Source organism: Mesorhizobium sp. M0848 (assembly GCF_040319805.1).
GTDB lineage: Bacteria > Pseudomonadota > Alphaproteobacteria > Rhizobiales > Rhizobiaceae > Mesorhizobium.
On sequence record NZ_JAMYOM010000029.1, the window covers coordinates 43,434 to 61,991 of the forward strand.

The 18,558-nt window shown below is 63.5% G+C and carries 21 protein-coding genes; 14 read left to right on the forward strand and 7 right to left on the reverse strand.

Going from position 1 to position 18,558, the window contains the following annotated elements; translation table 11 throughout:
- Positions 1 to 350: 350 nt before the first annotated feature.
- Together NKH95_RS27760 and NKH95_RS27765 are read right to left on the reverse strand one after the other, a co-directional pair.
- On the reverse strand, positions 351 to 1,685 hold the full coding sequence (locus tag NKH95_RS27760) for an FAD/NAD(P)-binding protein (protein WP_352893909.1): 1,335 nt from the start codon (positions 1,683 to 1,685) through the stop codon (positions 351 to 353).
- 31 nt (positions 1,686 to 1,716) lie between these two features.
- Entirely contained in the window at positions 1,717 to 2,220 is a 504-nt protein-coding gene (locus NKH95_RS27765; RefSeq protein ID WP_128305622.1) for an RrF2 family transcriptional regulator, read from the reverse strand.
- Positions 2,221 to 3,129: 909 nt separating this feature from the next.
- Between NKH95_RS27765 and tauA the strand changes: the two genes are divergently transcribed.
- From tauA to NKH95_RS27810, 9 genes are all read left to right on the forward strand, one after another.
- A complete protein-coding gene (tauA, locus tag NKH95_RS27770; RefSeq protein ID WP_352893885.1) occupies positions 3,130 to 4,143 on the forward strand; it encodes a taurine ABC transporter substrate-binding protein in 1,014 nt (337 codons plus the stop codon).
- Positions 4,144 to 4,259: 116 nt separating this feature from the next.
- A complete protein-coding gene (locus tag NKH95_RS27775) occupies positions 4,260 to 5,069 on the forward strand; it encodes a taurine ABC transporter ATP-binding protein (protein ID WP_352893887.1) in 810 nt (269 codons plus the stop codon).
- On the forward strand, positions 5,066 to 5,926 hold the full coding sequence (locus tag NKH95_RS27780; RefSeq protein ID WP_352442347.1) for an ABC transporter permease subunit: 861 nt from the start codon (positions 5,066 to 5,068) through the stop codon (positions 5,924 to 5,926). The genes NKH95_RS27775 and NKH95_RS27780 overlap by 4 nt, the downstream gene beginning before the upstream one ends.
- 29 nt (positions 5,927 to 5,955) lie before the next feature.
- Positions 5,956 to 6,141, forward strand: a complete 186-nt coding sequence (locus tag NKH95_RS27785; protein WP_013528709.1) for a hypothetical protein — start codon at positions 5,956 to 5,958, stop codon at positions 6,139 to 6,141.
- Between the two features lie 181 nt (positions 6,142 to 6,322).
- The gene (locus NKH95_RS27790) at positions 6,323 to 6,610 is read left to right on the forward strand and encodes a GIY-YIG nuclease family protein (RefSeq protein ID WP_352893889.1); all 288 of its coding nucleotides are present in this window, start codon (positions 6,323 to 6,325) and stop codon (positions 6,608 to 6,610) included.
- A gap of 255 nt (positions 6,611 to 6,865) precedes the next feature.
- Positions 6,866 to 7,837, forward strand: coding sequence for a sulfonate ABC transporter substrate-binding protein (locus tag NKH95_RS27795; RefSeq protein ID WP_352893891.1), 972 nt, complete (start codon positions 6,866 to 6,868; stop codon positions 7,835 to 7,837).
- A 91-nt stretch (positions 7,838 to 7,928) separates the two neighbouring features.
- Positions 7,929 to 9,092, forward strand: a complete 1,164-nt coding sequence (gene ssuD, locus NKH95_RS27800; protein WP_352893911.1) for an FMNH2-dependent alkanesulfonate monooxygenase — start codon at positions 7,929 to 7,931, stop codon at positions 9,090 to 9,092.
- Positions 9,089 to 9,865 carry an ABC transporter permease subunit gene (locus NKH95_RS27805; protein WP_352893893.1) on the forward strand — a complete coding sequence of 259 codons (777 nt, stop codon included), beginning with the start codon at positions 9,089 to 9,091 and terminating at the stop codon, positions 9,863 to 9,865. The genes ssuD and NKH95_RS27805 overlap by 4 nt, the downstream gene beginning before the upstream one ends.
- A gap of 10 nt (positions 9,866 to 9,875) precedes the next feature.
- Complete coding sequence (locus NKH95_RS27810) at positions 9,876 to 10,667, forward strand: ATP-binding cassette domain-containing protein (protein ID WP_352442350.1); 792 nt, start codon at positions 9,876 to 9,878, stop codon at positions 10,665 to 10,667.
- Positions 10,668 to 10,872: 205 nt separating this feature from the next.
- Here NKH95_RS27810 and NKH95_RS27815 read toward each other — a convergent pair whose 3' ends face one another.
- Positions 10,873 to 11,049 (reverse strand): hypothetical protein, encoded by a 177-nt coding sequence (locus NKH95_RS27815; protein ID WP_023813429.1) that lies wholly within the window; start codon positions 11,047 to 11,049, stop codon positions 10,873 to 10,875.
- Between the two features lie 309 nt (positions 11,050 to 11,358).
- Between NKH95_RS27815 and NKH95_RS27820 the strand changes: the two genes are divergently transcribed.
- The 5 genes from NKH95_RS27820 (at position 11,359) to NKH95_RS27840 (ending at position 15,496) form a co-directional block, all read left to right on the forward strand.
- Positions 11,359 to 11,718: a septal ring lytic transglycosylase RlpA family protein gene (locus tag NKH95_RS27820; RefSeq protein WP_023813428.1), complete on the forward strand. Its 360-nt coding sequence runs from the start codon at positions 11,359 to 11,361 to the stop codon at positions 11,716 to 11,718.
- Positions 11,719 to 11,952: 234 nt separating this feature from the next.
- Entirely contained in the window at positions 11,953 to 13,230 is a 1,278-nt protein-coding gene (locus tag NKH95_RS27825) for a polyhydroxyalkanoate depolymerase (protein ID WP_023813427.1), read from the forward strand.
- Positions 13,231 to 13,464: 234 nt separating this feature from the next.
- Positions 13,465 to 14,082 (forward strand): transglutaminase-like cysteine peptidase, encoded by a 618-nt coding sequence (locus NKH95_RS27830; protein ID WP_128305613.1) that lies wholly within the window; start codon positions 13,465 to 13,467, stop codon positions 14,080 to 14,082.
- A gap of 186 nt (positions 14,083 to 14,268) precedes the next feature.
- Positions 14,269 to 15,075, forward strand: a complete 807-nt coding sequence (locus NKH95_RS27835) for a glycosyltransferase family 25 protein (protein ID WP_128305612.1) — start codon at positions 14,269 to 14,271, stop codon at positions 15,073 to 15,075.
- Positions 15,076 to 15,256: 181 nt separating this feature from the next.
- A complete protein-coding gene (locus tag NKH95_RS27840) occupies positions 15,257 to 15,496 on the forward strand; it encodes a hypothetical protein (RefSeq protein WP_023813425.1) in 240 nt (79 codons plus the stop codon).
- A gap of 85 nt (positions 15,497 to 15,581) precedes the next feature.
- On the opposite strand, the gene NKH95_RS27845 is transcribed toward NKH95_RS27840, so the two are convergent.
- Genes NKH95_RS27845 through NKH95_RS27860 form a run of 4 tightly spaced genes read right to left on the reverse strand, consistent with a single transcriptional unit; the run spans position 15,582 to position 18,351 of the window.
- The gene (locus NKH95_RS27845; RefSeq protein WP_013528719.1) at positions 15,582 to 15,950 is read right to left on the reverse strand and encodes a helix-turn-helix domain-containing protein; all 369 of its coding nucleotides are present in this window, start codon (positions 15,948 to 15,950) and stop codon (positions 15,582 to 15,584) included.
- A gap of 25 nt (positions 15,951 to 15,975) precedes the next feature.
- The gene (locus NKH95_RS27850) at positions 15,976 to 16,503 is read right to left on the reverse strand and encodes a Smr/MutS family protein (protein WP_023813424.1); all 528 of its coding nucleotides are present in this window, start codon (positions 16,501 to 16,503) and stop codon (positions 15,976 to 15,978) included.
- Positions 16,500 to 17,618, reverse strand: coding sequence for a murein transglycosylase A (gene mltA, locus NKH95_RS27855; protein ID WP_023813423.1), 1,119 nt, complete (start codon positions 17,616 to 17,618; stop codon positions 16,500 to 16,502). The genes NKH95_RS27850 and mltA overlap by 4 nt, the downstream gene beginning before the upstream one ends.
- 25 nt (positions 17,619 to 17,643) lie before the next feature.
- Positions 17,644 to 18,351, reverse strand: coding sequence for a Tim44/TimA family putative adaptor protein (locus tag NKH95_RS27860; RefSeq protein WP_352893896.1), 708 nt, complete (start codon positions 18,349 to 18,351; stop codon positions 17,644 to 17,646).
- Between the last annotated feature and the right edge of the window lie 207 nt (positions 18,352 to 18,558).

An 18,558-nucleotide genomic window follows, 5' to 3' on the forward strand; every position in this document is an offset into this window, starting at 1 on the left:
CATGACCAAGCGACCGCCTCGAGGCAGAGCGGCAGCGTATCCTCTTTTCCAGCCCTTTGCAGTCGGAAAGAAGATAGATCGTGCCAATCAACCGGCCAGATGTGGAATGAAATTCCGGGTTGTGGCTGTGGTCTCAAACTAAACGCTACCGCAGCACTCCGTCACACCCCCCTCTGGCCTGCCGGCCATCTCCCCCGCAAGGGGGGAGATCGGATGTCGCCGCCGGTTTCGCCAATCTCCAACGCTGAAGAGAACGTGCCAAAAGTGAAGCTGCCAATCTCCCCCCTTGCGGGGGAGATGTCCGGCAGGACAGAGGGTGGTGCTGTCCCGCCGGCATCAAAAGGTTCTGCCTAACCCAGCAGCTGCTTGCTCAGCCTCGCACACTGCACGCGGATATCGGGAATGGCGTCGATCTCGAAGAAGGTGCCGCGCGTCAGCGGGCCGACGGCGAGGATCTTGGCCGAGACGGTTCCGTCGCCGGCGATGATCTCGCATTTGGCCGATACATCGAGGCCGATGCGCAGCGGATCCGGCCGTGCCAGGCCGCGGTCGACCAGCGAGCGCACGACGCTGTTCGACGAGGTCGAGATGTCCCTGACGATACCAGAGCAATCGTAGATGCGGGCGACCTCGAGGGTCTCGAGGCGCTGCGTGTGGCGCGACTGGACCTGGACGGTGAATTCGCCGTTGCGCGCGATGTCGACGACGCGGCCGGCGACCAGGCGGATGCGGCCGGACCGCACGGCTTCGGTGACGCGGGCGTAGACCTCGGGCGCCATGCGATGGCGGTGGATGTCCCACCAGGCCTTGGTGTGCTCGACGAAGCGGCGCTTGGCGGAAGCCGGCCAGTTCTGCCAGATCTTCTGGTTGAACGGCCGCAAGCCGTCGACGACGTCGCGCCAGTCGATGCCGGCCTTCTGGTTTTCCTTGATCAGGTCGCGGAACCAGCCGACGAAATAGGAGAGCTGCGTGCCGAGCGGAATGTCGGCGACGTCGAGCTTGATCGGATTGCCCTTGCGATGCGGCGAGGGCAACAGGCCGCGCCGCGACACAGCTATGATATCGCCGCGATGGCCGCGCTGTTCCAGCGCCAGGAAGGCATCGACCATGCTCAGGCCGGTGCCCAGCACCATGACGCCGGCGTCGGGGGGAAGTGCTGTGTCGGCTTCCGATCCCATCCTGATGGCATGGCCCTGCGCCGGCTCCTCGTCGTGGCCGGTGGCCAGCACGGCGAGATGCGCAACGACGCTGGTGCCGTTGGCCAGCGCCACTTCGACACCGGATGCGGTGGGCGTGATCGAGAGGCTTTCCTCGCGGATCAGCCGAAGCCGCCCGGTCAGCTTTTCGCGCGCCTGCAGCTCGTCGAGCAATTCGCCGAGGTAACGGGCATAGATGCTACGCGGCGCATAGAAGGGCGCCTGCTCGGCCGTTGCCAGGCCGCGCTCCTGCAGCCAGCGCCAGAAATTGCCGGGATCGTCGGCATAGGCGCTCATGCCGGCGGCGCTAACATTCAAGACATGCGCCGAGAGCAGCGTCGAATAGGCGATGCCCTGGCCGAAATGCGGGCGCCTTTCGATCAGCGTGACGCGCAGGTCGGGATTGGGCGACTTCAGGAGATGCGCGGCCAGCACGACGCCGCTGGCGCCGCCGCCGACAATGATGATGGAGTTGGCACGCCCGGTCATAGGCATGCCTTCGCTCTGCGCAGCGCCAGTGTCAGGCCTGGACCTTCACCGCGACCGGCAGACCGCCGATGTCCCTCGCAACCGGCAGATCGTCGATGCCCTTCGCGACCGATAGGTCGTCGAGGACGATATCGCGCATTTCGGCGAGGCTGCGCTGATCGAGCACCTCGGCGATCGCCTGCCGGACCTCGAGCATCAGGTGTCGGACTTGGCATGTCGCCTCGTTGCAATCTTCACAGCGCTGGTACTGGGTGCGGCTGGCGCAGGGGATCGGCGCCAGCGGACCGTCGAGGACGCGCACGACATGGCCGACCTTGATCTCGTCGGCGGGGCGCGCCAGGCGATAGCCGCCATCCTTGCCCTTGCGGCTCTGGACGAAGCCGGCATTGCGCAACTCGCCCAGGATGGCGTCGAGAAATTTCTTCGGGATGTTGTTGCCGGTGGCGACGTCGTTGACGAAGGCAAGCTGCCCGGCCGGCAATCGCGCGAGATGGACGAGCGCCTTGAGGCCGTACTTGCCCTTTTTCGTGAGCATGAGATCAAAATTTCTCTGTCATGCGACGGCGTGGAACCATCGGTTGCAAAACACCTGGCGTGCGTTGCCGCCGCGTCCAAGCCCGCATGACACATAAATTCTAGTGACATGATGTACAAGCCGAGAACTGTTGATTTTGCTTCGTTTTCAAGCCGCTTTGGCCATTTTAGCCCGACCTTGTGCCCTCGAAAGCACAAAAATGCCTTTAAGAGCAGTGGGATGGCAAAATGGTCCTCCAGGGCCGGATGTGGTCGGCATCGACTGACGCGACGGCGAAAGCCGATCCATGCCGCGAGCGATCATGGTGATGTGGTGGCCGCTCATCGCCGACTCCAACTCTCTCATGTCGATCAGAATACTATACTTATGCTGGAGCACTGTGGAAGGTGTTTTCGAATCCATGGCTTTTTTGGGTATGGATTTGCCTGACAGGGGCAAGACTAGGAATTCTCGTTCGCGATCGAGGTCATGCCATTCCTTCGAGCGTTGGTGCGTGCAGGACCTTGCCGGACGCTGGCAGGACAGCACCCCCCTCTGCCCTGCCGGGCATCTCCCCAGCAAGGGGGGAGATTGGCAGATCCACCGTAGGTTCAACACCTGCAACGATGGCGATTGGCGAAAGCCGGGATGACAGCGATCTCCCTCCTTGCGGGGGAGATGGCCGGCAGGCCAGAGGGCGGTGCTGTCCCGCCGACATCGGAAGACTTCGGACGGTAGCCGAGCCCCCAACGTCACGGCTTGGATCAAGCCAGGAAATCGCTTGCAGCCGCCCTATCCGCCTCGCCACCCCACCATCGACAGCTTTTTTCTAACAAGCTCGCCTTGGTTGGAAGGATTTAACTCTACAAGAACGATAGAATTAGCTGACTATCATGAGGCATTCCGATTTTCTCTTTTCAGGAGCCCTTCATGTCCACGATTTCGCGACGCATTGTTCTTCTCTCGTCCGCCGCACTAGCCGGCGCCGCCTTCCTCGGCCCTGCCCTTGCCGACGACCTCAAGATCACCATCGGCTACCAGACAGTGGTCGAACCCTCGAAAGTGCCGCAGGCCGACGGCGCCTATGAAAAGGCGACGAAGGCCACCATCGAATGGCGCAAATTCGATTCCGGCGCCGATGTCATCGCCGCGGTCGCTTCCGGTTCGGTCGATATCGGCTATGTCGGCTCGAGCCCGCTGGCGGCGGCGGCGAGCCGCGAGCTGCCGATCCAGACCATCTTTATCGTCGGCCTGATCGGCGAATCCGAGGCGCTGGTGGCGCGCAACGGCGCCGGCATAGAGAAGGTCGCCGACCTTGTCGGCAAGAAGGTCGCCGTGCCGTTCGTCTCGACCACGCATTACAGCATGCTCGCCGCGCTGAAGCATGAGGGCGTCGATCCGAAGTCGGTCGAGATCCTCAATCTCAGGCCACCGGAAATCGCGGCGGCCTTCTCGCGTGGCGACATCGACGCGGCCTATGTCTGGGATCCGGCGCTCGGCCAGATCAAGACGACCGGCAAGGTGGTGGTGGATTCCTCGCAGGTCGCCGCCTGGGGCGCGCCAACCTTCGACGCCTGGATCGTGCGCACCGACTTCGCCGAAAAGAACCCCGAGGCAGTACGCGATTTCGTCAAGGTGACGGGCGCGGCCTATGCCGAGTTCCTGGCCAAGCCCGACGCCTGGTCGGTGTCGTCGCCGCAGGCGGCCGCGATCGCCAAGATCACCGGCGCCAAGCTGGAAGAAGTGCCGCAGTTGCTCAAGGGCTATGTCTTCCCGACGCTCGAAGAACAGGCCTCCGACAAATTCCTCGGCGGCGGCACGGTCAAGGCGGTGGAAGCGACATCCGCCTTCCTCAAGGAGCAAGGCAAGATCGACGCCGTGCTTCCCGACTATTCGAAATACGTGTCGTCGAAATACGTCACAGAGGCGCTCGCCTCGAACTGAACGCCTGACGCCAAACGAACGCGCGCGGATCTTCTTCCCTGACGCCGCGTGCTGACTGCCCCGGAACCGCTGACGAGGGCCGGGGCAGTCGGATTTCAACGAACCGCGAGGCATCCATGCCGCATCTCGTACTGGACCCCCATCTTGTACTGGACCCCCATCTCGTACTGGACAAGGTCTCGATCCACTATGACGGCCAGGCGGAGCCCGCCGTCGAACGGGTGTCGATCGATGTCGCCAAGGGCGATTTCGTCGTGCTGGTCGGCCGTTCCGGTTGCGGCAAGACCTCGCTGCTCAACGTCGCCGCCGGCCTTGTCGCGCCGGCGCGAGGTACGGCTTCCATCGACGGCAAGCCGATCACTGCGCCGGGCTCGGACCGGGCGGTGGTGTTCCAGAACGACGCGCTGTTCCCATGGCTGACGGCGCGCGAAAACGTTGCCTTCGCGCTCAGGCTGCGCGGTGTCAGGCCAGCCGAGCGGGCCCAGCGCGCCGATGAGCTGCTGGCGCTGGTGAAGCTCACCGACGCCGGCGACAAACGCATCTGGGAGCTTTCCGGCGGCATGCGCCAGCGTGTCGGCCTGGCCCGGGCGCTCGCCGCCGAACCCGAATTCCTGCTGCTCGACGAACCGCTCGGCGCGCTCGATGCGCTGACGCGCGAACGCATGCAGACGACGCTGCTCGATCTGTGGACGGCAAGCGAGGTCGGCGTGCTGATGGTGACGCATGGCGTCGAGGAGGCGCTGGTGCTGGCCACCCGCATCGTCGTGCTGGCGCCCGGCCCGGGCCGCGTGGTGCGGAGCTTCGAGCCCGGTTTTTCCCGACGCTACGCGTCTGGCGAAGCCATTCGCACGATCAAGGCCGATCCGATTTTTTCCGAAGCCCGCGCGGACTTGACCGATGCGATCTTCGAAGGAGAAGCGGCATGACCGTTACTTCCTACACGGAGCGACCGGGACACAAGATCGACGAGGCCGACGGCCTGTCGGTGCCATGGTCGCGCCCCAGCCCCAAGCGCAAAGGCGTTTCGGCCCGCGCGGTCAGCGCTGTCACCATCCTGGTGGTGCTGGCGCTGTGGGCGCTGTCGGCCCGCCTGCAACTGGTGTCGCCAGTGTTTCTGCCATCGCCTGCCGCCGTGTGGAACAAGTTCATCACCGTCGCTCGTGACGGCTTCGTCGATGCGACGCTGCTGCAGCATGCCGTCGCCAGCCTGTGGCGGGTATTCGCCGCGCTGGTCGCCGCCATCCTCATCGGCGTGCCGGTTGGGCTCGCCATCGGCATCAGCACGATCGGGCGCGGCATCTTCGATCCGCTGCTGGAATTCCTGCGGCCGATCCCGCCGCTCGCCTACCTGCCGCTGGTCATCATCTGGTTCGGCATCGGCGAACCGTCCAAGATCCTGGTGATCGCCATTGCCATGCTGGCGCCGGTGGCGCTGTCGACCGCGTCCGGCGTTCGCGGCGTCTCGCAGGAGCGCATCAACGCGGCGCGCTCGCTGGGTGCTACCCAGCGCCAAGTGGTCCGCCACGTCATTCTGCCCAGCGCGCTGCCGTCGATCCTGACCGGACTGCGCATCGCGCTCGGCGCCGGCTGGTCGACGCTGGTCGCCGCCGAACTGGTGGCGGCGACACGCGGGCTTGGCTTCATGATCCAGTCGGCCGCCCAGTTCCTCGTCACCGACGTGGTGGTGATGGGCATATTGGTGATCGCGGCCATCGCCTTCGTGCTCGAATTCACCATCCGCAGGATCGAGCGCGTGCTCGTCCCGTGGGCGGGACGCGAATGATCGAAGCCCAGAGGAGCAGGAGAATGACGATGACCCATTCCACCGCCGTGCTGTTCGCCCAAGCCGGCAACTGGCTTCTCGCCTGGACCAGGGAAAGCCAGCCGCTAGAACAGCAACCGAAATCGCCAACGCCGGTCCGCTGGGACGCCGAGCGCGACCGCCTGCCGCCACGCGACGAGAGTTTTTACTGGGCCTGGCAGTATTGGTCGCAGTGAAGGGCGTGGGGCACGACTTGTGTCACGAAGACGGCTTAACTTAAGCTTCGTCATCCTAGGGCGAAGCAAGGAGCGAAGCGACGCGGCGCAGGCCCTAGGATCCATGCCGTGACATTGGTCGTAGAATGCGGCGGATCAGAATGGCGCTTGTGCGCGTACCGACGCTCGCTACCCTGAAACCATGACCGGTTACGTCTATATGACCGCAAGCCAGAAGCGCGGCACGATCTATATTGGCGTCACCAACGATCTCGGTCGTCGCATGCCGGAACACAAATCAGGCACCGGCTCGCGCTTCACCAACCATTACGGTGTGCAGCGGCTGGTCTGGTATGAAGAATATTTCGACATCACCGACGCCATCCAGCGCGAAAAATCACTGAAGCGCTGGCCGCGACAATGGAAGATCGAGCTAATCGAGAAGGCCAACCCGGAGTGGTTCGAGCTCTTTCGTGGAACCGGCTGGTAGGCGCTCGGTTTCTTGCACCGCCGGAGCATAGCATCACCGTCACGGCATGGATCCTAGGGTCTGCGCCGCGTCGCTTCGCTCCTTGCTCCGCCCTAGGATGACGAAGGGATGGTTGCCGCAGAAAACATTTCCACGAGATATCGCTAACTCGCAAAATCATTCCTCTACTAAATTTATAGAAATACCTAGCCTGATCCATCTTCCAACCGGCGAGGCCATTTCCCGGCGCCGATCCGCAGCGAAGGAGAGGGATCAATGTTCAATCTGACCAAGCCTTTCAATCTAACGAGACGTGTTTTCGGCATCGGCCTGCTGGCGGTGACGGTTGTCCTGTCATCCGGCGCCACAGCGCAGGAGCTGAAGCAGCTCAGCATCGGCTATCAGAAGACCGGCCTGCCGGTGATCGCCAGGCAGCAGCAGGTGATCGAAAAGGCACTTGAAGACAAGGGCGTGACGGTCAAATGGGTCGAGTTCACCGCCGGGCCGCCGCTGGTCGAGGCGCTCAATGTCGGCGCCATCGATGTCGGCTGGACCGGCGACGCACCGCCGATCTTCGGCCAGTCGGCCGGCGCTAACATCGTCTATGCGGCGGCGCTGCCGTCGAACGGCGACGGCGAGGCGATCTTCGTCAAGCCGGCGTCGCCGGTTCAGTCGGTGGCCGATCTCAAGGGCAAGCGCGTCGGTGTCGGCAAGGGCACCAGCGCGCATAATCTGCTTGTCGCCGCACTGGAAAAGGCCGGTATTCCGTTCGACCAGATCACGCCGGTCTATCTCAGCCCCGCGGATGCAGCCGCAGCCTTCGCCAGCGACCAGATCGATGCCTGGAGCGTTTGGGATCCGTTCTTCGCCATCGCCGAAACCCGCTACCAGCCGCGTGTGCTGGCCCGCTCCAGCGAGGTGCTCAAGGTCAACACCTATTTCCTCGCCAACAAGGATTTCGCCAAGGCGCACCCCGAAACCATCACCACGACGATATCGGCCCTTGGCGAGGCGGCGAAATGGGCCGACCAGAACCGAGACAAGGTGGCCGCGGCGCTGCATGAGGTGACCGGTGTGCCGCTCGACGCGCAGATCATCGCCGCCAACCGCACCAAGTTCGGCATCTTTCCGATCACCGACGAGATCATCGCCGGCCAGCAGGCCACCGCCGACCGCTTCTATAAGCTCGGGCTGATCCCGAAAGCAGTCCGCATCTCCGACGCGGTGTGGACAGCACCCGGCAACTAACTTGTCCCCTGACGGCGCCGGGTGAGAACGCCCGGCGCCATTTGCGTTTGCACCCATATCTCCAGGAGATCCGCCCGTGACTGTGCCAGACATGACCGCGCCTGCCAGCACCGCACCGCTCGATTTCTTCTGGTTCATCCCGACGCATGGCGATGGCTCCTATCTCGGCTCCGAGGAGCAGCAGCGGCCGCCTGAATTCGGTTACTTCAAGGAGATCGCGCAAGCGGTCGACCGGCTCGGCTTTCCCGGCGTGCTGCTGCCCACGGGTCAGAACTGCGAGGATTCCTGGATCACTGCGACAGGTCTCGCGGCGCTGACCGAAAAGCTGAAGTTTCTCGTTGCGCTGCGGCCGGGCGTCACGCTGCCGACTTTCGCCGCGCGCCAGACCGCCGCCCTCGATCGCTTGAGCAATGGCCGCCTGCTGCTCAATGTCGTGGTCGGCGGCAACCCGACCGAGCTCGCCGGCGACGGCGTCTTCCTGCCGCATGACGAGCGCTATGCCCAGGCGCATGAGTTCCTGACCATCTGGCGCGGCCTGGTGTCGGGCGAGCGGGTCAATTTCGACGGCAAATATTACCGCGTCGAGAGTGGCCGCCTCGACCTTCTGCCGCACCAGGAGCGGCCGCCGCTCTATTTCGGCGGGTCGTCGGACGCAGGCCAGGACCTCGCCGCCGACCTCGTCGACATGTATCTGACCTGGGGCGAGCCACCGGCGCAGGTAGCCGAGAAGCTGGCCGCGGCGCGCGCAAAAGCGGCACTGCGCGGCAGAAAACTACGTTTCGGCATCAGGCTGCATTTCATCGTCCGCGAGACCGAGGACGAAGCGTGGCGCGCCGCCGACCGGCTGATCAGCCATGTCACCGACGCGCAGATCGAAAATGCGCAGGCGCGCTTCCTCAACCAGATGGATTCAGTCGGTCAGCGCCGTATGGCGCAATTGCATGGCGGACGCCGTGACAGGCTGGTCGTCTCGCCCAATCTGTGGGCCGGTGTCGGGCTGGTGCGCGGCGGCGCCGGCACGGCGCTGGTCGGCACGCCGGAACAGATCACCGAGCGCATCCGGGAATACCAGGCGATCGGCATCGATACCATCATCGGCTCGGGTTATCCGCATCTCGAGGAGGCCTATCGCGTCGCCGAGCTTCTGTTCCCGAAACTCGGGCTCGGCACCAGGCGGCAGCGGGCGCATGAGAACATCGCCAACGAATTCTCGGTCGGCTTCCATGGCGCCAACCGCCTGCAGGCTTCGTCATGAGCTTTTCCACACGCCTGCATAACAATGCCATAGGCTGGCTGCTCCCGGCGCTGGTTATTGCCGGCTGGGAGGTTGCCAGCCGCGCCGGCGTCATGCCCGCCAACGTGCTGCCGGCGCCAAGCGCGGTCGCCGAAGCCTTCTGGCGGCTGACGCTGTCAGGCGAACTGACCCGCAACATCGGCGTTTCGACCGCGCGCGCCCTTGCCGGCTTTGCCGTCGGCGGCTCGATCGGCTTTGCGCTTGGCCTTGCCAACGGGCTGTCGACGCTCAGCCGCGGCCTGACCGACACGACGCTGCAGATGATCCGCAACATCCCGCACCTGGCGCTGATCCCGCTGGTCATCCTGTGGTTCGGCATCGACGAGGAAGCCAAACTGTTCCTGGTGGCGCTTGGCGTGTTCTTTCCGATCTACGTCAACACGCTGCTCGGCATCCAGAGCGTCGACCCGCAGCTGGTCGAGATGGGCCGCGTCTACGGCATGGACCGGCGCGCCCTGTTCTTCCGCGTCATCCTGCCCGGCGCGCTGCCGGCGATCTTCGTCGGCCTGCGGTATGCCCTGGGCATCATGTGGCTGACGCTGATCGTCGCCGAAACCATCTCGGCCAGCTCCGGCCTCGGCTACATGGCCATGCAGGCGCGCGAATTCCTGCTGATCGACGTCGTCGTGCTGTCGATCCTGATCTACGCGCTGCTCGGCAAGCTCGCCGACAGCCTCGCCCGCCTGCTCGAGCGGCTGTCGCTCGGCTGGCATCCGGCCTTCCAGAACGGATGAGAGATTGCCCATGACCGCCGCCAGCCTGACCGCAGCCCGTTCCTTCGTCGCCACGCCGGTGCGGCCGATCGGCTCCGTCGAAGGGCAGCGGGCCTTTGCCTTCAGGCAAGCCGGCAAGCGCTTCGGCGACAAGACCGTGCTCGACGGCATCGACCTGGACGTGCCGGCCGGGCAGTTCCTTGCCGTCATCGGCAAGAGCGGCTGCGGCAAGAGCACGCTTTTGCGGCTTCTGGCCGGGCTCGACCGGCCGACATCGGGATCGCTGACATTCGGCGTGGCAGAGGAAGGACACAGCCGCACGCGCTTCATGTTCCAGGAGCCACGGCTCCTGCCCTGGGCCAGCGTGGTGAAAAACGTCGAGGTCGGGCTGACCGGGATTGCTTCCGGCGCGGAGGCAAGGCAACGCGCGCTCGACATTCTCGGCGAGGTCGGGCTTGCCGATCGGGCCGACGAATGGCCTTCGGTGCTGTCCGGAGGTCAGAAGCAGCGCGTGGCGCTGGCCCGCGCGCTGGTCGGCCACCCGCAGATCCTGGCTCTCGACGAGCCGCTCGGCGCACTCGACGCGCTGACCCGCATCGAGATGCAGCAGCTTCTGGAACGCATCTGGATCGCGCAGAAGTTCACGGCTGTGCTGGTCACGCATGATGTCGCCGAAGCCGTCGCGCTGGCCGATCGGGTCGTGGTGATCAGCGAAGGCCGGATCGCGCTTGATCTGGATGTGCCCGTGGAACGGCCACGGCGGCGTGGTTCGGTCGAGCTTGCGCGGCTTGAGGGCAAGATACTGGACCGGCTGTTCGGGTAGGCTGTCGGGGGCGGCGGCGCAATTGGTGAGCGGCTTCCCCCACTCCGTCGCTGCTCCGCAGCGCCACCTCTCCCCCCTCCGGAGGGAGAGGAAAGGGGCCTGGGTCGGCAAGCTCGCGCCTTTCCTCTCCCCCGTCGATCGGGGGAGAGGTGGCGAGCGAAGCTCGACGGAGTGGGGGTCGATCTTTCTTCGAAGCTCACACCCCCTACCGGTTCGCCCACACCAATCCCACCAGCCCGACCAGCATGGTGACGACGCCGATATAGAGCCATTGCGACTGGCCGGTCATGAAGCTGCCGCCGACCACGCCGATGCCTTGCAGCGACCACAGCGCGCCGACGGCAAGCACAATCAACGCCAGCAGATTTTTCGTCAGCCTCATTGCAGGATCTCCCTTTTGAAGTCGATTGGCTGCAGCATCGGGGCCGCGATAAAAGAGCCGAAGGAAGTGGCCCGTCCGTGCCGGACTCTACTTGGATATTAATGTTCGATCTTGTCAAACGGATGCCTGTCAGCAGGACAAAGATCATCATTGATTGATCATCGCGCGGCGGAAAATCCCTGACAGACTGTTACTCAGCGACTCCAAACGTGTGCCATTGCCACGGAACCGCCAGATGACTGCCGCATTTCGCGCCTTATTTGGCACCTAACGGCTGGGGTCTGTCAAAAACGGAGCCATCCCCCAAATATGAAGAACCCAAAACAGACCGCGCTTGTCGCGGTAACGATCGCTGCTGGCCTCATGGTCGGCGCTTCTTCGGCGACCGCCGCCGCCCAGTGCGGCCGCGCCTCATGGTACGCCCTGCACTCCAAGACCGCATCGGGCGAGCGCATGAACCCGTCAGCGCTGACCGCCGCGCATCGCACCTTGCCTTTCGGCACCAAGCTCAGGGTGACCAACAAGAACAACGGCCGCAGCGTCGTCGTGCGCATCAACGATCGCGGTCCGTTCATCAAGGGACGCGTGCTCGACCTGTCGAAGGGTGCGGCCGGCCAGCTCGGCTTCATCGGCTCCGGCCATACTTCCGTGTGCATGGCGCGCGTCTAGAGTTTTCTGTGTCCGGCAACATAGGCCGGACACATTGCCTACACATTTCGCAGTCGCACACTGAGCCGGCTGGCACCGTTCGGCCCCGATTTCCACGGTCTTGAACCAAAGAAGCATTGGTCACGCCGCGTGACGTATTGCATCGCAGCAATTAGTTGTTAACTTCCCCGCGAGACATCTAGGGCTCGGCGCGGCTCGTCGTCCCTTCGGTCGCAGGCAGCAGCGGGGTTCTCGATGTTCTACCAGCTCTATGAGATGAACCACGCGGCCCTGCAGCCGGCGCGCCTCTATGCCGACGCGGTGCGGATGTTCTACTCCAATCCACTCAATCCGTTTTCCCACACGCAATGGGGCCGTTCGATCGCGGCGACGGCCGAACTGTTCGAGCGCACCACGCGCCGCTACGGCAAGCCGACCTTCGGCCTGACCAAGACCGTGGTCGACTGGAAGAGCGTTGAGGTCACTGAAAAGACCGTCTGGTCGAAGCCGTTCTGCAATCTCGTCCGCTTCGAGCGCACGGTCCCCGCCGGACGCAAGCCCGATCCGAAGCTTCTGATCGTGGCGCCGATGTCGGGCCACTATGCGACGCTGCTGCGCGGCACGGTCGAAGCCATGCTGCCCTATGCCGACGTGCACATCACCGACTGGGTCGATGCCCGCATGGTGCCGCTTGCCGACGGCCAATTCGATCTCGATGACTACATCGACTACGTCATCGACATGCTGCACACGCTGGGGCCGGACACGCATGTGATGGCGGTGTGCCAGCCTTCCGTGCCGGTGCTGGCCGCCGTGGCGCTGATGGAAACGAAGGGCGACCCCTTCGTGCCCTCGACCATGACCTTGATGGGCGGCCCGATCGACACCCGCAGCAACCCGACCGCGGTCAATCTGCTGGCGCAGGAAAAGGGCATCGACTGGTTCCGCGACAATGTCGTGATGCATGCGCCCTGGCCGGTGCCGGGCTTCGGCCGCGAGGTCTATCCAGGCTTCCTGCAGCTGTCCGGCTTCATGAGCATGAACCTCGACCGCCACATCATCGCCCACAAGGACTTCTTCATGCATCTGGTGAAGCATGATGGCGACAATGCCGAGAAGCACCGTGATTTCTACGACGAGTATCTTGCTGTCATGGACCTGACGGCGGAGTTTTATCTGCAGACCGTCGACACGGTCTTCGTGCGCCAGGCCTTGCCCAAGGGCGAGATGACGCATCGCGGCACCAGGATCGATCCGTCGGCGATCCGCAACGTCGCGCTGTTCACGGTCGAAGGCGAAAACGACGACATATCGGGCCTTGGCCAGACCAAGGCGGCGCATGATCTGTGCCCCAACATCCCGGCAGACAGGCATGCCCACTACATGCAGCCGGCGGTTGGCCATTACGGCGTGTTCAACGGTTCGCGCTTCCGTTCCGAAATCGTGCCGCGCATCGTCGACTTCATCACCAGCTATGGCCGCCAGGAGCGTGTCGCGGTGAAGCCGAAGCTGGTCCGCGCCGCCAAGAGATAATGCAAGGCCGCCCAAAATTGCGGGGTTTGGGAAGATGACCTGCATAAACCAAGCTTAACGGCGATAAACCGTGAAATTGGACGGTAAAAGCCGGCTGGCTGGCCGATTCTGTTGCACAAGTGCCGCTGTCCAGCCCCTCGGGTAACCATGCCGACAATCCGACCGTCGTCGTAATTGACACGGACTGTAAATCCCCCTTAACCTTTCGTTAATAACAAAGGGTGAGCGGGGACAATGATTTCCTCATCGATGGCGCGACGGCTGCGCGTGTATGTGGCGGCCGGGCTGGCAATGACGGCGGGCTGGGTGGCACCGGCTTTGGCGGGTGGAGCGATGGCGACCGGGGGGCTCACCTCGCAGCCGATCGGCCACTATGATTTCTGCAAGCTGCATCCGGGCGAGTGCTCGATCCGCCCGACCAATCTGGCGCCGGCTCCGATGAGCGACGGGCTGATGCGCAAGCTTCTCAATGTCACCGCCAGGGTCAACGCCGCCGTCAAGCCGATGAGCGACATGGATATCTACGGCAAGGACGAGGTCTGGGCCTATCCCGACAAGGGCGTCGGCGATTGCGAGGACTATGTGCTGGAAAAGCGGCGCCAGCTTTCGCGCATGAGCATCTCGCTTGCCGATCTTCTGATCACCGTCGTGCGCAAGCCCGACGGCGAGGGTCACGCCGTGCTGACGGTGCGCACCGACGAGGGCGACTATGTGCTCGACAATCTGACCGACAAGGTCAAACCATGGGACGCGACCGGTTACCGCTTCCTCAAGCGGCAGGCGATCGACAACACCGGCCGCTGGGTCTCGATCCGCGGTGGCCAGCAAGTTCTGGTCGGTGCGGTTCAGTAATACGGCGTTTGCCGGAAGCATCCATCGCTTCGTCATCCTAGGGCGAAGCAAGAGCGAAGCTCCGTCACGGCGACTCTAGGCCACGCTCGATCGCTCCACTTCCTCAATATCATCCTCACTGACAACCGGCGCAAAAAGTTCATCGCTGATGAGCTGGTGCGTGCTCCTGGCAAACGAGAATAATCAATGAGATCCTATGTGATCAACCTGGACCGCAGTTCCGATAGACTGGTGCGGATGACTGATCGATTCGCGTCTGTCGGGCTTAGCTTCGAGCGAGTCTCGGCGGTGGACGGACGACTGCTGAGCCCGACCGACATCTCCGATGTCTACAAGCCCGTTTTCGGGGCGGCCACAATGACGCCGGAAGAGGTAGGCTGCTTCTTGAGCCATCGCCGGTGTTGGGAAAGGATCGCCTCGGAAGCAGACCCCTACGGCTGTGTTTTCGAGGACGACGTGTTGATGTCCAGGCATGCGGATCTGTTTCTTGGCGATGACACCACATGGATTCCAGCAGGCGCGGACATCGTAAAGATCGAGGCGATTGCTGGACGGGGGGTATGGCTTGACCGCGCTGTCAAGCTGCTGTCTGGAGACTTCAAATTGGGGCTTCTTCGCGGCTTCGCATTCGGGTCCGGCGGGTACATCCTCTCGAGGTCGACAGCCGAGCGCCTTCTATTGATCACGCGGGTATTCTCGGATGCCGTCGACCATGTGAAGTTCAACCCCGGATGTGGGATAGCTGACAGTCTGAAATCCTATCAGATGTTCCCGGGTCTCTGTATTCAAACCCAAGTCTTTTATCCCAAGGGATCTAGTCTAGTCGATGCGCCTGCACTCGCCACCCATAGTGTACCGCGTTTTCCGGGGAGAAGTAGGCCATGGCTGGTACAGAAGAGCCTGCAGGCTTTTCGTCGGATGTCGCACAAGTTGCGTCGTCATCGACGAACCGTGATACTCTTTGCCGATGAGGGCTGCCCGGCAGAGCCATGAGATATCGGGAGTACACCCCGGTCGCTGGCAAACTCCAACCAAACGCCTGACGGCCCATCTGATCCTTGGGTCTGCGTGCCCGCTTCGCTCGTAGATGACAGAAGTTATATTTCTCCGTGAACCATTTCGCTCCGGCCTGCGACACACAGCCGTGAACCGAAACCAACCATGGAGACTTCAGATGACTGCTTTTCTGCGAAATACCCTTCTTGCCGCTCTCGCGGTGTCGAGCATGGCCGGATCCGCCATGGCCGATCAGACCACCACCAGCTGTGCCAAAACCAACCTCAACGACCTCTGGGCCGGCCGCTGTTGCGGTGATGCCGGGGCGTCGGACTGCCTGGGTGGCGGAAACAATGGCCATGGCGGCAATGGCGATCACGGCCGGGGCGGAAATGGCGGCACGGCCGGCAAGAAGTGATCTCACCACTGTGCCCGCTGGCGGTCCGCCGGCGGGCAGTTTCCTTCTGAAGCAGGCGAACTTGCATCACGCTCGGATCGTCGGACTACGGCCGCTGGTTTAACGCCGCGCGGATCGATGCGGTGATGCGGCGGAGCTCGGTTTCGTCGAGTTTCTCGATGTTTTCCGCCAGCAGATTGGCAAGCTCGGTGGCGGCGGGGGAAAGACCCGACGTGTCGAGTTTTACACGCGGATGCGAGGCCTCGGCCAGCCGCGCCAGTTCCTCGGCATCGTCCCAGATGATGTTGAAATAGCCGATGATCTTCTGGATCAGCGTCCAGGTCGGGGCACCGCGCCTGCCATGTTCGAGCGCCGACAGATAGGCGGCGCTGACGCCGATCGCCGCCGCCATGTCCTTCTGGCGGACACCGCGTTCGCTCCTAAGCGTCCGCAGCTTCTCTCCGAACGGGGTCATGTCCCCACCCTCATGATAGAGCTCCTCACAGGCGCGCCCGCCGCAGGCGGATATAGAGCGCACCCGAACCGCCATGATTGCGGGCGGCATGGTCGTGGCTGGAGACCAGCGGCCGGAAGGCGGGCGTCGACAGCCAGGCCGGTACCGCGCGCCGCAACACGCCATCGCCGCCGGAGGACGAGCCCTTGCCGGTGATGACCAGGACATAGCGGACGCCGCCGGCATGCGCCCGGTGCAGGAATGAAAACAGCAGCGAATAGGCCTCGTCCTGGGTCAGGCCGTGCAGATCGACGCGGCCCTCGATCGGCAGCCGGCCCTTCGACAGCTTGTCCAAGGTCGGTTCGTCGAGCGCATGCGCGACATGCTGCGTCTTTGGTTTGGCTGCCCCGGGATTGGCCATGGGCTGAACCGGTTGCGGCTGACTTGGCCTGACCTCGGCAGGGATTTCAGGGATGTCGACGGCAAATTTGCCCTTCAGCGGCTTGGCCGTGCGCGCCACCAGGTTCCACAGAACCCGGTCGTCCTCGCTGAGCTTGTCCGGGCGCCGGGTCATCGGACCGCACCTGCAACGAGCGCGCGCGGGATCAGCGCATAAAAATCCGCGGCATTGCGGACCACGCCGGCGATCTCGCCCGCGGCATCGCCCGAACCGGCGAACAGGTCGCCCCGCGCGGACCCGGTGATGGCCGAGCCGGTGTCCTGCGCGATCATCAGCCGGCGGAACGGTTCTGCGTCGAAAGCAGTCAGCGTCGGTGCGTCGATGTAAAAAGGCGTGCCGAATGTATGCAGCAGGCGGTCGACGGCGATCGAGCGGCCCGGCGTCAGCGGCACCTTGGCGGCGGCGATCGGGCCAAGGGCCGCGTCCTCGACATCGGCCTCGCGGAAGAAGATGTAAGAGCGGTTCTGCCGCAGGATCTCGTCGACGCGGCCCGGATGCGCCTTGAACCAGGCGCGGATCGACTGCATCGTCACCTTCTCCAGCGGGATCTCGCCAAGCTCGCTCAAGATCTTGCCGGATCCGGTGAAGCGCTGGCCGGATTTGGCGGCATAGGTGACGCGGACAAGCCGGCCGTCGGTCATGGCGAGGCGTGCGGCACCTTGCACGTGAATGAAGAAGGCATCGACCTTGTCGGCCAGCCAGGCGATTTCCAGACCCTTGCCGTCGAGCGCGCCACGCTCGATCTCGCCACGGTCGGGATACTCGACCGGCCCGCTCGGCGTCTGGCGCGCGAAAGCGAGGTAGGGATCCAGGCCGGGCGGCCGGTTGCTCTCGTCGATATCGACGAGATCGGCCGGGCGCGACAGCAACGGCACCGAAAACCGATCCGTGCGCACCGGTGACGCCTCGACCTGCGGCTCATAGAAACCAGTGACGAGCCCGGCGCCGGCATGTTCGGCGGGGATAAGCGCCGGGACGAAATGGCGCTCGAAGAAGGCGCGGGCTTCCCCGCGGGTCGGCGACTGATTCGCCGGCGAAACGGTCCGGGCCTTGGCGTAGGCATCGGCAAAGGCGTCGAAGTCGATGCCGAGCGCACCACTGCGATAGGGTTTGGTCAGGACATGGAAGGCCGAGCGGCGAAAGGCGGCGAAAGCCGCCGAATGGTCGTCATCTCCCCAGCCGGGCAGGTCGCCGAAGGCTTTCTCGACAAAAAGAGGCGATAGCGACACCGGAGCCTCGCCGCGTGTTTCCGAACTAGTCTTCTTCCTCGGTGGCGACGAGCTTCCAGTTCGGGTCGCGCGAGCGCGTGTCGCGGGCGAAGGTCCAGACATCCTTGACCTCTGCGACGGTTTCCGGGTCGCCGTCGATGACCGCGCCGGCCTTGTCGCGGGTCGCCGAAATCAGCTCGCTGATGATGCGCAGCGTGACATGCGCCTCGCCGCCCTTCATCTCGGCCGAGACGATGTCGGCCTTGTCGATGCCGACGAAGGAGGACTGGATCTTTTCCGCCTTGGCCTCGCGCTCGCCGATGGCGGCGACAAAACCGTCATAGACCTCGCGCGACAACAGGTTCTTCAGCGTTTTGCGATCGCCGTCGGCATAGGCCATGACGATCATCTCGTAAGCAATCTTGGCGCCGTCGACGAAACCCTTCGGCTCGAAGGACGGATCATTGTCCTTGATCGTGCGCAGGCCCTTGTTGAGGTCGGTATCGGGCTTGGCGAAAGCGTCGATCGCGGCATAGGTGTCGGGAGCCGGCTCGCCTGGCGGGCGCTTGCGCGGCAGCGAGACGACATTTTCTGATTTCTGGGCGGCATCCTTGTCGCCGGTGCGAGCCGCCGAATAGGGATCGAAGGGCGGCCGTTCGCTGCCGGTGCGGCGGCCCAGCACATTGCGCAGCTGGAAAAAGATGACCACCGCCGCAATCAGGAAGAAAATCGTGCCGAAGTCGAAGAATCCCATATCTTCCGCCAATCAATCCCTGCCCTGTGGCCGGACCGTCAGGCCTAATGGCCACGGTCGCATAGCGTTCAACATTCAAAGCATATAGAACGCAAGGCGCAATCATTCAAATCAAAGGCAGGCATACCTATCTAACAGCCTCAGTGCCAGCGGCGATTGCCAACTGGCGGCCAAAACAATCGAAACGTCATAACAATCGAAAAAAGG

Bases quoted from the DNA above. Each gene is read 5' to 3' on its own strand.
- NKH95_RS27790 (WP_352893889.1), top strand. From the start codon at position 6,323: ATGACCGGTTACGTCTATATGACCGCAAGCCAGAAGCGCGGCACGATC.
- NKH95_RS27840 (WP_023813425.1), top strand. From the start codon at position 15,257: ATGACTGCTTTTCTGCGAAATACCCTTCTTGCCGCTCTCGCGGTGTCG.
- NKH95_RS27775 (WP_352893887.1), top strand. From the start codon at position 4,260: ATGCCGCATCTCGTACTGGACCCCCATCTTGTACTGGACCCCCATCTC.
- NKH95_RS27760 (WP_352893909.1), bottom strand. From the start codon at position 1,685: ATGACCGGGCGTGCCAACTCCATCATCATTGTCGGCGGCGGCGCCAGC.
- NKH95_RS27845 (WP_013528719.1), bottom strand. From the start codon at position 15,950: ATGACCCCGTTCGGAGAGAAGCTGCGGACGCTTAGGAGCGAACGCGGT.
- NKH95_RS27835 (WP_128305612.1), top strand. From the start codon at position 14,269: ATGAGATCCTATGTGATCAACCTGGACCGCAGTTCCGATAGACTGGTG.
- NKH95_RS27785 (WP_013528709.1), top strand. From the start codon at position 5,956: ATGACCCATTCCACCGCCGTGCTGTTCGCCCAAGCCGGCAACTGGCTT.
- NKH95_RS27825 (WP_023813427.1), top strand. From the start codon at position 11,953: ATGTTCTACCAGCTCTATGAGATGAACCACGCGGCCCTGCAGCCGGCG.
- NKH95_RS27765 (WP_128305622.1), bottom strand. From the start codon at position 2,220: ATGCTCACGAAAAAGGGCAAGTACGGCCTCAAGGCGCTCGTCCATCTC.
- NKH95_RS27850 (WP_023813424.1), bottom strand. From the start codon at position 16,503: ATGACCCGGCGCCCGGACAAGCTCAGCGAGGACGACCGGGTTCTGTGG.
- NKH95_RS27810 (WP_352442350.1), top strand. From the start codon at position 9,876: ATGACCGCCGCCAGCCTGACCGCAGCCCGTTCCTTCGTCGCCACGCCG.
- NKH95_RS27780 (WP_352442347.1), top strand. From the start codon at position 5,066: ATGACCGTTACTTCCTACACGGAGCGACCGGGACACAAGATCGACGAG.
- tauA (WP_352893885.1), top strand. From the start codon at position 3,130: ATGTCCACGATTTCGCGACGCATTGTTCTTCTCTCGTCCGCCGCACTA.
- NKH95_RS27795 (WP_352893891.1), top strand. From the start codon at position 6,866: ATGTTCAATCTGACCAAGCCTTTCAATCTAACGAGACGTGTTTTCGGC.
- NKH95_RS27830 (WP_128305613.1), top strand. From the start codon at position 13,465: ATGATTTCCTCATCGATGGCGCGACGGCTGCGCGTGTATGTGGCGGCC.
- NKH95_RS27860 (WP_352893896.1), bottom strand. From the start codon at position 18,351: ATGGGATTCTTCGACTTCGGCACGATTTTCTTCCTGATTGCGGCGGTG.
- NKH95_RS27815 (WP_023813429.1), bottom strand. From the start codon at position 11,049: ATGAGGCTGACGAAAAATCTGCTGGCGTTGATTGTGCTTGCCGTCGGC.
- ssuD (WP_352893911.1), top strand. From the start codon at position 7,929: ATGACCGCGCCTGCCAGCACCGCACCGCTCGATTTCTTCTGGTTCATC.
- NKH95_RS27820 (WP_023813428.1), top strand. From the start codon at position 11,359: ATGAAGAACCCAAAACAGACCGCGCTTGTCGCGGTAACGATCGCTGCT.
- NKH95_RS27805 (WP_352893893.1), top strand. From the start codon at position 9,089: ATGAGCTTTTCCACACGCCTGCATAACAATGCCATAGGCTGGCTGCTC.